Raw genomic sequence first — 11,569 nt, 5'->3', positions numbered from 1 at the left:
GCTGGTCGGCGGTCGCCAGCTCGGTGACGGCACCCAGCAGCGGGTGCTCCACCGCACCGAGACCCGCGGTGGCCAGGTTCGCACCGGCCGCCTGCGTCTGGATCCAGTAGTGCTGGTGGTCGAACGCATAGGTGGGGAGGTCCACCGGTGCCGCCTGCTCGGGCAGCAGCGAGGACCAGTCGACCTCGACGCCGCGGGCCCACAGGCCCCCGAGGGCCTCCACGGCGGTCCGGACCTCGGGGCGGCCCTTCCGGACCAGCGCCACCGCGCCGACCTGCCCTTCACCGGACACGCTCTGCCTGGTCATCGCCGTCAGGACGGCGTCGGGGCCGACCTCGACGAAGGCCGTCGCCCCGGCCTCCACCGCGGCGGTGATGCCGTCGGTGAAGCGCACCGCGTCGCGGACGTGCCGCACCCAGTACTCCGGGTCGGTCAGCTGCCCGGCCTCGGCCAGCGCACCGGTGACGTTGGAGACCACCGCGATCGTCGGCTCGCTGAAGGCGATCTGCTGGGCGACCGCACGGAACTCCGCCAGCATCGGATCCATCAGCGGCGAGTGGAACGCGTGGCTGACCCGCAGCCGCTGCGTCTTGCGACCTCCCTCGGCCAGCGCGGCCGCGATCGCCGTAACGGTCTCGTCGTCACCCGAAATCACCGTCGCGTTCGGCCCGTTGAGAGCGGCGATCGACGCCTTGCCCTCGCGCCCCGCGAGCAGCGGCAGCACGTCCGCCTCGCCGGCCTGGACGGCGACCATCGCACCGCCGGTAGGCAGCGCCTGCATCAGGCGGCCGCGGGCCGCCACCAGCCGGGCCGCGTCCGCGAGTCCGAACACGCCCGCGACGTGCGCCGCCGCCAACTCCCCGATGGAGTGCCCGACCAGGATCCTCGGCTGCACGCCGAAGGCCTCCAACAGCCGGTAGGCGGCGACCTCGAAGGCGAACAGGGCGGGCTGGGTGAAGCCCGTCTGGTCCAACTCCTCCGACTCGAAGCACAGATCGCGCAGCGAGCGCCCGAGGTACTGGTCCAGTTCGGCACACGCGGCGTCGAAGGCCTCCGCGAAGACCGGGAACCGCTCGTACAACTCCCGGCCCATACCCGCACGCTGAGCACCCTGACCGGTGAACAGCACGCCCACCTTCGGCGCGCCCTGTGCCACCCCGGTCGGGACGTCACCCTCGGCCAGCCCCAGCAGCCCGCCGAGCAGCTCCTCGCTATCGTCGCCGAGCACCACGGCCCGGTGCTCGAACGCCGTCCGCGACCGCAGCGCCCGCGCCACCCCGCCGAGGCTCGACTCGTAGTCCGCCTCGATGAACTCGGCCAGCCGGTCGGCCTGTCCGCGCAGCGCCTCCGCACTCGCGGCGGACAGCAGCCACGGCGTCGGCCCGGCGGCCGGGGCCGCCTCGGCGGGGGCCTCCTCGGCCGCTCCCTGCTCCACGATGACGTGCGCGTTGGTGCCGCCGATGCCGAAGGAGGAGACGCCGGCCCGGCGCGGACGGTCCTCCGCCCGCGGCCACTCCTGCTCCTCGGTCAGCAGCCGCACCGCGCCGGAGGCCCAGTCGACGTGCTCGGTGGGCTCCGAGACGTTCAGGGTCCTCGGCAGCACGCCGTGCTGCATCGCCATGACCATCTTGATCACGCCGCCGACACCGGCCGCCGCCTGGGCGTGGCCGATGTTGGACTTCAACGAGCCCAGCCAGAGCGGCTCCTGGCGGTCCTTGCCGTAGGTGGCGAGCAGCGCCCGCGCCTCGATCGGGTCACCCAGCGGCGTGCCGGTGCCGTGCGCCTCGATCGCGTCGACGTCCCCGGTGCCCAGCCCGGCCTGGGCCAGCGCCTGCCGGATCACCCGCTCCTGGGACGGCCCGTTCGGCGCGGTCAGGCCGTTGCTCGCGCCGTCCTGGTTGACCGCCGAGCCGCGCAGCACGGCCAGCACCCGGTGGCCGTTGGCCTTCGCGACCGACAGCCGCTCCAGCACCAGGATGCCGACGCCCTCGGCCCAGGAGGTGCCGTCCGCGTCGGTGGAGAAGGACTTGCAGCGACCGTCCCGGGCCAGGCCGCGCTGGCGGCTGAACTCCACGAAGGTCGAGGGCGTCGACATCACCGTCACGCCGCCGGCCAGCGCGAGTTCGCACTCGCCCTGCCGCAGCGCCTGGGCGGCCAGGTGGATGGCGACCAGCGAGGAGGAGCAGGCGGTGTCGACGGTGATCGCCGGGCCCTCCAGCCCCAGGGTGTAGGAGACCCGGCCGGACGCCACGCTGCCCGCGCTGCCGGTGGCGACCATGCCCTCCAACTCCACCGGCACGGCGGGCAGCGGCGGTTGGTAGTCGTGGTACATCACCCCGGCGAACACGCCGGTCCGCGAGCCGCGCAGCGAGCGCGGGTCGACCCCGGCCCGCTCGATCGCCTCCCAGGAGGTCTCCAGCAGCAGCCGCTGCTGCGGGTCGATCGCCAGCGCCTCACGCGGCGAGATCCCGAAGAACCCGGCGTCGAACAGCCCCGCGTCGTGCAGGAACCCGGCCTCCCGGCAGTACGACGTCCCCGGGTGGTCCGGGTCGTCGTCGAACAGGCCGTCGAGGTCCCAGCCGCGGTCCGACGGGAAGGCGGAGATGCCCTCGCGCCCCTCGGACACCAGCCGCCACAGCTCCTCCGGCGAGGAGACCCCGCCCGGGAACCGGCAGGCCATGCCCACGATCGCGATCGGCTCCTGCTGGCGGTCCTCCATCTCCCGTACCCGACGGTTGACGTCCCGCAGCTCCGCCGTCGCCCGGCGCAGGTACTCGCGCAGACCGCTCTCGTTGTTCGACATCGCCAGTCCCCCAGCTCAAACAGTTGGACCGCACGCGCGGCTCACGCAGCTCGCACAGCTCGAAAATTCCCCGCGAAGAGTCGGCCGCGGGCAAATCGGAAACCAATACCGACAATCCCGCGAAACGCTACCCCCGGGTCACCGGGCGTTCCCATCCCCTACCGCCCCACCCCTGCCCCTAATCTGACCACCATTCGGACGAAATGCCGCCGGGGAATGTGGCCCCCGTCACTCGGCGCGGCGCCGGGCTAGGGGTCGGCGGCGAGAACCCTCCAGGCCCGCCGCCTAGGGGGTGGTAGGGGCTACCTGGAACCGCCCCGCCGCGGGAAGGATGAAAGTCCTCCTAAGGCTGTTCACCGCGAGGATCGGGTACCGACATGGGCGTCCGAAGCATCGATGAACAGAAACAACACATCATCGAGCTCGACCAAGGTTTGATAGCAGTCGTCCGCCGGCGCACCGAAGCCGTCGCACGACTGCGCACGATGCGCCGCGAAGCCGGCGTCCGCCAGGTGGACCTCGCCTGGGAGAACGCCGCCCTGGCCGAGTACCAGGCGGCGCTCGGCAGTACGGGCACGTCGCTCGCCCTGGCCCTGATGGAACTGGGCCAGCGAGCCGAACTGCCCGCCTCGGCGCCGTCGGGCGCCGGCACCGACCCGGCCGCCGCCACGGCCTCCGCCGCAGGTGGCGGCAGCGGGGCGTTCCTGAGCACCCCCGGAAAAGCACCCGGAACTTGTGAGGATCCGATGGACGAATTCGGCACGCACCGCGGCGTCGCCCTGGTCACCGGCGCGGCCGGCGGCATCGGCCGGGAGATCGCGCACGCCCTGGCCGCCCAGGGGGTCGCCGTCGCCCTGCTCGACCGGGACGAGAACGGCCTCGCCGCGGTGGAGGCCGAACTGCGCAAGGAGGACGCGCTCGGCGTCCCCTACGCCCTGGACATCGCGGACGCCCGCAGTGTCGCCCGGGCGGTCGCCGACATCGAGGAGCGGATCGGCGCCATCGACTACCTGGTCAACTGCGCCGGCGTGCTGCGCCCGGGCGACGCCGCCGAGTTGACCGAGGAGGACTGGGCGGCGACCTTCGCGGTCAACGCCACCGGCACCTTCGTGGTCTCGCAGGCCGTGGTCAACCGGATGACGGCCCGCCGCTCGGGCGCGGTCGTCACGATCGCCTCGAACGCCGCCCACACCCCGCGCGCCGGGATGTCGGCGTACTGCGCCTCGAAGGCCGCGGCCGCGATGTTCACCAAGAGCCTCGGGCTGGAGGTGGCCCGGCACGGGATCCGCTGCAACGTGGTCGCGCCGGGCTCCACCAACACCGGGATGCTCACCGCGCTCTGGGGTGGGCAGGGGTCGGCCGAGGCCACCATCGCCGGTTCGCCGGACACCTACAAGACCGGCATTCCGCTCGGCCGGATCGCCGAGACCCGCCACATTGCCGACGCGGTGCTCTTCCTCCTTTCGGAGAAGGCCGCGCACATCACCATGCAGACCCTGACCGTCGACGGTGGCGCGACGCTGGGGCAATGATCGCCCGCCGGACCGACGGCGGCCGAAAGGGTTTCACATCATGGGAATTCCGAAGATCGCACCGTACCGCATGCCGCAGCGCGGTGAACTTCCGGAGAACGTCGCGCAGTGGTCGGTGGATCCGCAGCGCGCCGTGCTGCTGGTCCACGACATGCAGAAGTACTTCCTGCAGTCCTTTCCGGCGGGGCAGTCGCCGCTGGTCGAACTGGTCCAGAACAGCGTGCTCATCCGGCAGAAATGCTCCCGGCTCGGTATTCCGGTCGCCTACACGGCGCAGCCGGGAAGCATGACCGAGGAGGAGCGCGGCCTCCTGGTCGATTTCTGGGGACCGGGGATGACCGCCGAGCCGGAGCAGCGCGGAATCATCGACGAGCTGGCCCCGGAGGCCGGTGACCACGTCTTCACCAAATGGCGGTACAGCGCCTTCCACAACACCGACCTGCTGCAGACCATGCGCTCGCTCGGTCGGGACCAGCTGATCATCTGCGGGGTGTACGCACACCTCGGCATTCTGATGACCGCGTTCGAGGCGTTCGCGCACGACATCCAGCCGTTCCTGGTGGTCGACTCGGTGGCCGACTTCGGCGAGTCGCAGCACCGGATGTGCGTCGAGTACGCCGCGCAGCGCTGCGCGATGGCGGTGACCACCGAGGACGTCCTGACCGGTCTCGACGCGCCCGTCGGCGCCCGGGCCGCGGCGGTCGCGGTCCGTTGACGCCGAACCGCCACCCCGACGCGAAGCCTCGGCAGTCCCGAAAGGACGCGACATGACGAGCCCGTACGGGGACTCCGCGCTGGACGCCGTCCTGGTCGCCGATCCCCCGCCCTTCGCCCTGCTGCACCGCCCCGAGGCGAGCGGCCGGCACCAGCTCGACCTGCTGCTCGGCCGCCCGGTGCCGACCGGCTCGCTGGCGGAGGTCCCGGTCGGTCCGGCGACGGCCACCGGCCGGGCCCGGTACGACACGCTCGTCCTGCTGCCCTTCCGGCAGATCGCCGAGCGGGGCTTCGCCGTGGTGGACGACGGTGCGCCGCTGCTGTCGATGGTGGTCGACACGCACACCGCCGTCCCGGTGGAGGAGGCCCTGGCCCGGATCGCGGATCTGCCGCTCCAGGTGGCCGAGGGGGCCTTCGACGTCGACGACGACGCGTACGCGCGGATCGTGCGGGAGATCATCGGCAACGAGATCGGCCGCGGCGAGGGTGCCAACTTCGTCATCAAGCGCTCGTTCCTCACCGAGATCGCCGACTACACGCCCGCCGCCGCGCTGACGGTCTTCCGCCGGCTGCTGGAGCTGGAGTCGGGCGCGTACTGGACCTTCCTGATCCACACCGGCGAGCGGACCTTCGTCGGGGCGACGCCCGAGCGGCACCTCAGCCTGAGCGGCGGCACCGCCGTGATGAACCCGATCAGCGGCACCTACCGGTACCCGGCCTCCGGGCCGACGCTGGACGGGCTGGCCGCCTTCCTGGCCGACACCAAGGAGGCGGACGAGCTCTACATGGTGGTGGACGAAGAGCTCAAGATGATGGCGCGGATCTGCGAGCGCGGCGGCCGCCTGTTAGGCCCGCAGCTGCGCGAGATGGCCCATCTCGCCCACACCGAGTACTTCATCGAGGGCACCACCGACCGGGACGTCCGGGAGATCCTGCGCGAGTCGCTGTTCGCCCCGACGGTCACCGGAAGCCCGCTGGAGAGCGCCTGCGGCGTGATCAGCACCTACGAGCCGGCCGGCCGCGGCTACTACAGCGGCGTGGTGGCCCTGCTCGGGCGGGACGCCGACGGTCCGACCCTCGACTCGGCGATCCTGATCAGGACGGCCGAGATCGACCGGGCGGGCCGGGTCAGCGTCCCGGTCGGCGCGACGCTGGTCCGGCACTCGGACCCGGCCTCGGAGGTTGCCGAGACCAGGGCCAAGGCCGCCGGTGTGCTGGCCGCCATGCTGCACGGGCCCGGGCGGTCCGGCGGCGGCGCGGCGCCCGGACTGGCCGCCCACCCCCAGGTCCTGCGGGCCCTGGAGAGCCGCAACCAGACCCTCTCCTCCTTCTGGACGGACAAGTTCGAGGACCGCGCACAGCCGCTGCCCGGACCGGCCGGCCGCCGCGCCCTGGTGGTGGACGCCGAGGACACCTTCACGGCGATGCTCGCGCTGCAGCTCTCGGCCTTGGGCCTGGACGTCGAGGTGCGCCGTTTCGACGACCCGGGCACCGAGCTGGCCGGGTACGACCTGGTCGTCCTCGGGCCCGGGCCGGGCGACCCGCGGGCCGTGGACCACCCGAAGATCGCCTACCTGCGGTCGGCCGTGCGCCGGCTGCTGGACGACGGCACGCCGTTCATGGCGGTCTGCCTCAGCCACCAGGTCCTCAGCGATGCGCTGGGCTTCCGGCTGGCCCCCCGGGAGGTCCCCAACCAGGGGGTGCAGAGGCGGATCCCGCTGTTCGGCCGGGACGAGCTGGTCGGCTTCTACAACACCTTCGCCGCCCGCAGCGACGAGGACCGGGCCCCGCTGCCGGCCCTCGCGGCGCGGACGGGCGAGGTGGAGGTCAGCCGCGACCCGGCCACCGGGGAGATCCACGCACTGCGCGGCCCCGGCTTCTGCTCGATGCAGTTCCACGCCGAGTCCGTGCTGACGGCGGACGGGCCGCGGATCATCGGCGACCTGCTCGGCCCGCTACTGGCCGGCCGCTGACCCTCCCGGGCCGCACCGCAGCACCGCAGCACCTCAGACCCCGCAGCACCTCAGACCCGCAGAACGTGCGCAAGCGCGCGGAAGAGACAGAGAGAAGGACGAGGACATGGCTGAAGCCACCTGGGGCGGGCCGGCGTTCGATCTCGACGCGTACCTGGCGCGCGTCGGCCTGGAGCCGGGGATCACCCCGACCCTGGACAACCTGCGGGCGCTCCAGCGCGCCCACACCGCCGCCTTCCCGTTCGAGTACCTGGAGATGGTCCTCGGGCGCGGTCTGCCGCTGGACATCGAGAGCATCCAGAACCGGATGGTCGGCGGCCGGCGCGGCGGCTGCTGCTACGACCAGTCGGTCCTGTTCGCCGCCGCGCTGGAGGCGATCGGCTTCGACGTGACCGCGCGCGGCGCCCGGATCCGGCTGGGCGCCAAGGTCCTTCGGGCCGTCACCCACGGCTTCACGACCGTCGCCCTGGACGGCGAGGAGTGGCTCACCGACGTCGGCTTCGGCGGCGAGGGCATGCTGGAGCCGATCCTGATCTGCGACGGGTCGGAGGTGCAGCAGGGCGGTTGGACCTTCGGTCTCGAACTGGAGGAGGACGACACCTGGGTGCTCCGCTCCCTGCACGGGGACGGCTGGTTCGACCTGTACGCGTTCCGGATGGAGCCGCGCTACCCGATCGACTTCGACATGATGCAGCACTACGCCGGGGCCGGCTCCGGTTCGGTGCTGGCCGGGTCGATGGTCGTGCAGCGCACCGAGGACCACGTCCGCTGGACCCTGACCAACAACTCGCTCTCCCGGATCCAGCCGGACGGCGCGATCGAGGTCCGCCAGGTGACGGTCGGGGAACTGCCGGAGCTGCTGGACTCGGTGTTCCACCTCACCCTCGACCCGACCGACGCCGAGATCCTGGTCAAGGTCTTCGAGAGCCACCGCTGACCCTGGCTCCGCCACCGGCCCTGTCGGCCCCACCCGGGCGCCGGCAGGGACGTCGGGCTTTCCCGGGCTCTCCGAACTCCCCGAGCCCCGGCTGCATTTCGTTCGTTTTCTTTCGTTTCTTTCAAGGCTTTCCCACCGCGCGTGATTGTTGAAGGGCTGAACGCCGTGACGTCGAACGAGGACAAGCTCCGCGATTACCTGAAGCGGACGACCGCCGACCTCCGGAAGGCACGGCGTCAGCTCCGCGACATGGAGGACCGCGAGCACGAGCCGATCGCGATCGTCGGCATGGGCTGCCGCTTCCCCGGCGGGGTCACCTCGCCCGAGGAGCTCTGGCAGCTCCTGATGGACGAGCGGGACGCCGTCGACGCCTTCCCGACTGACCGCGGCTGGGACCTCGACGAGCTGTACGACCCCGAGCCCGGCGCGCCCGGCAAGTCGTACACCAAGCGCGGCGGATTCCTCTACGACGCCGCCGACTTCGACCCGGACTTCTTCGAGATCTCGCCGCGCGAGGCGGTCGCGATGGACCCGCAGCAGCGCCTGCTGCTGGAGACCTCCTGGGAGGCCTTCGAGCGGGCCGGCATCGACCCGACCACCGTCCGGGGCAGCCGGACCGGCGTGTTCGCCGGCGTGATGTACCAGGACCACGCCGGGCGCTTCCTGCAGAACGCCCCCGAGGAGTTCGACGGCTACCTGCTCACCGGCGCCGCCGGCAGCGTGGCCTCCGGCCGGGTCTCCTACACCCTCGGGCTGGAGGGCCCTGCGGTGGCCGTGGACACCGCCTGCTCCTCCTCCCTGGTCGCGGTGCACATGGCCGCCCAGGCGCTGCGCCAGGGCGAGTGCACGCTCGCGCTCGCCGGCGGTGTCACCGTGATGGCCACCCCGAGCCTGTTCATCGAGTTCAGCCGGCTGCGCGCGCTCTCCGTGGACGGCCGCTGCAAGGCGTTCGCCGCCGGGGCGGACGGCGCGGGCTGGGCCGAAGGCGTCGGCATGCTGCTGCTGGAGCGGCTCTCCGACGCCCGCCGCAACGGCCACCCGGTGCTAGCCGTGCTGAGCGGCTCCGCGGTCAACCAGGACGGCGCCAGCAACGGCCTGACCGCCCCCAACGGCCCCTCGCAGGAGCGGGTGATCCAGGACGCGCTCGCCTCGGCCCGGCTGGCGCCCTCGGAGGTGGACGTCGTCGAGGCGCACGGCACCGGCACCTCGCTGGGCGACCCGATCGAGGCCAACGCCCTGATCGCCACGTACGGGCGCGGGCGCGAGGCGGACCGGCCGCTCTGGCTCGGCTCGGTGAAGTCCAACATCGGCCACACCCAGGCCGCCGCCGGTGTGGCGGGCGTGATCAAGATGGTCATGGCGATGCAGCACGGCGTGCTGCCGAAGTCCCTGCACATCGAGGAGCCGACCCGGCACGTCGACTGGTCCACGGGCACCGTCCAGCTGCTCACCGAGCGGCGGGAGTGGCCCGCGGGCGACCGTCCGCGCCGGGCGGGCGTGGCGTCGATGGGGATCAGCGGCACCAACGCGCACGTCATCGTCGAGCAGGCCCCGGCCGAGCAGCCGGCCGAGGGCACCGAGAACCCCGACGCCGCCGAGGGCACCCCGGCAGCCCAGGGCTCCGCGGCGCAGGACTCCCCGGCGCAGGCCGGCACCGCCCCGGCCACCGACGGCGCCGTGCCGTGGGTGCTCTCCGCCCGGACGGCCGAGGCCCTGCGCGGCCAGGCCGCCCGGCTGCGGGAGGCGCTGGCCGACCGGCCGGAGCTCGACCCCGCCGAGATCGGCGCGGCGCTGCTGAGCGAGCGCACCCTGTTCGACCACCGCGCGGTGGTGGCCGGCGACGGCCCGGAGCGGCTGCTGGCCGGCCTGGCCGCGCTGGCCGACGGCGACACCGCGCCCGGCGTGGTCTCGGGCGAGGTCGCGCCCGGCCCGTGGGCGGTGATGTTCACCGGCCAGGGCGCCCAGCGGGCCGGTATGGGCCGCGGGTTGTACGAGCGCTTCCCGGTGTTCGCGGCGGCCTTCGACGCCGTCTGCGCGGAGCTCGACCCGCACCTCGGCCGCTCGCTGCAGGAGCTGGTCTTCACCCCGCAGGCCGACGAGCTCGACCGGACGGAGTACACCCAGCCCGCGCTGTTCGCGGTCGAGGTCGCGCTCTACCGCCTGCTGGAGTCCTTCGGCGCCCGCCCGGACCACCTGCTCGGCCACTCGGTCGGCGAGCTGGCGGCGGCGCACGTCGCGGGCGTGTTCGGACTCGCGGACGCGGCCCGGCTGGTGGCGGCCCGAGGCCGGCTGATGCAGGCGCTGCCGGCCGGCGGCGCGATGATCGCCGTCCAGGCGTCCGAGGACGTGGTGCTGCGGGCGATCGGCGGGAACGCCGGCGAGGTCGCCGTCGCGGCCGTCAACGGCCCCTCCTCGGTGGTCGTTTCAGGCGTCGAGCAGGCCGTGACGGCGATCGCCGACGCACTGGCCGAGGCCGGGCACCGGACCAAGCGGCTGCGGGTCTCGCACGCCTTCCACTCGCCGCTGATGGACCCGATGCTGGACGGGTTCCGCCAGGTGGCCCGGTCCGTCGCGTACGCCGAGCCGGTGCTGCCGGTGGTGTCCAACCTGACCGGTGCGGTGGCGGGCCCCGGCGAGCTGACCGACCCCGAGTACTGGGTGCGGCACGTCCGCGGCGCCGTGCGGTTCGCGGACGGCGTCGCCGCGCTGCGGGCGCTCGGCGTGGCCGCCTTCGTCGAGGTCGGCCCGGACGCCGTGCTGACCGCGATGGCCCAGGAGACCCTGGCCGAGGAGGCCCTGACCGGGGAGGCCCTGCCCGAGGGGACCCAGGGCCCCGCGGTCCTGGCGACGCTGCGGCGGGACCGCGACGAGGCCACCGCCCTGCTCGCGGCGGTCGGCGGACTGCTGACCCGCGGGGTGGCCGTCGACTGGTCCTCCGTCCTGCCGGCCCGGCCGGCCCGGCACGTCGACCTTCCGACCTACGCCTTCCAGCGGCGGCGGTACTGGCTGGAGTCGCCGCCTGCGCGTGGTGATGTGACGACGGCGGGTCTGGGGTCGATCGATCATCCGTTGCTGGGTGCGGTGGCGAAGTTGGCGGATGGTGAGACGACGGTTTTGACGGGTCGTCTGTCGCTGTCTTCGCAGGGTTGGTTGGCGGATCATGCGGTGGCGGGGACGGTGGTCCTGCCGGGGGCTGCGTTTGTGGAGCTTGCCGTTCGTGCGGGTGACGAGGCCGGGTTGGCGGTGTTGGACGAGTTGGTGCTGCGTGCGCCGCTCGTGCTGTCGGAGGGGCGGGGGGTGCAGGTCCAGGTCACCGTGTCGGCCCCTGAGGTGGACGGTCGGCGGCCGGTGACGATCCACTCGCGTCCGGAGGACGGCGAGGAGGTGTGGACGCTGCACGGGGAGGGTTTCCTGGGCGGTGTCGTGGTGGCGGGTGAGGGGTTGGAGGTGTGGCCGCCGGCGGGTGCTGTGCCGGTGGCGGTGGAGGGTGTGTACGAGCGGTTGGCGGGGATGGGGCTGGAGTACGGTCCGGTGTTCCGTGGGCTGGGTGCGGCCTGGCGTCGGGGGGACGACCTCTTCGCTGAGGTGGGGCTGCCGGTGGAGGAGCACG

Annotated in this window: 6 protein-coding genes; 5 read left to right on the top strand and 1 reads right to left on the bottom strand. The window is 73.0% G+C overall.

Annotated elements, in window-relative coordinates; genetic code table 11:
* The coding region (locus ACGFZP_RS39300) for a type I polyketide synthase (protein ID WP_392942247.1) at positions 1–2,803 on the bottom strand (2,803 nt) is incomplete at its 3' end.
* Positions 2,804–3,288: 485 nt separating this feature from the next.
* On the opposite strand from ACGFZP_RS39300, the gene ACGFZP_RS39295 reads away from it, so the two are divergent.
* From ACGFZP_RS39295 to ACGFZP_RS39275, 5 genes are all read left to right on the top strand, one after another.
* A complete protein-coding gene (locus ACGFZP_RS39295; protein WP_392942245.1) occupies positions 3,289–4,335 on the top strand; it encodes a 2,3-dihydro-2,3-dihydroxybenzoate dehydrogenase in 1,047 nt (348 codons plus the stop codon).
* A 40-nt stretch (positions 4,336–4,375) separates the two neighbouring features.
* On the top strand, positions 4,376–5,050 hold the full coding sequence (locus ACGFZP_RS39290) for an isochorismatase family protein (RefSeq protein WP_392942243.1): 675 nt from the start codon (positions 4,376–4,378) through the stop codon (positions 5,048–5,050).
* A 52-nt stretch (positions 5,051–5,102) separates the two neighbouring features.
* Complete coding sequence (locus tag ACGFZP_RS39285) at positions 5,103–7,022, top strand: anthranilate synthase family protein (protein ID WP_392942240.1); 1,920 nt, start codon at positions 5,103–5,105, stop codon at positions 7,020–7,022.
* A gap of 106 nt (positions 7,023–7,128) precedes the next feature.
* Complete coding sequence (locus tag ACGFZP_RS39280) at positions 7,129–7,959, top strand: arylamine N-acetyltransferase (protein ID WP_392942237.1); 831 nt, start codon at positions 7,129–7,131, stop codon at positions 7,957–7,959.
* 165 nt (positions 7,960–8,124) lie between these two features.
* Positions 8,125–11,569: type I polyketide synthase (locus tag ACGFZP_RS39275; protein ID WP_392942234.1), on the top strand; the 3,445-nt coding region annotated here is incomplete at its 3' end.

Origin of the sequence: Kitasatospora sp. NPDC048239, assembly GCF_043202015.1 — a bacterium.
Lineage (GTDB): Bacteria > Actinomycetota > Actinomycetes > Streptomycetales > Streptomycetaceae > Kitasatospora.
Note: the sequence above shows the minus strand (reverse complement) of the source record. Positions and strands in the feature narration are given on the sequence as shown.

Coding starts and splice junctions, on each gene's coding strand:
- ACGFZP_RS39295 (WP_392942245.1), top strand. CDS start 3,289: ATGCGCCGCGAAGCCGGCGTCCGCCAGGTGGACCTCGCCTGGGAGAAC.
- ACGFZP_RS39290 (WP_392942243.1), top strand. CDS start 4,376: ATGGGAATTCCGAAGATCGCACCGTACCGCATGCCGCAGCGCGGTGAA.
- ACGFZP_RS39285 (WP_392942240.1), top strand. CDS start 5,103: ATGACGAGCCCGTACGGGGACTCCGCGCTGGACGCCGTCCTGGTCGCC.
- ACGFZP_RS39280 (WP_392942237.1), top strand. CDS start 7,129: ATGGCTGAAGCCACCTGGGGCGGGCCGGCGTTCGATCTCGACGCGTAC.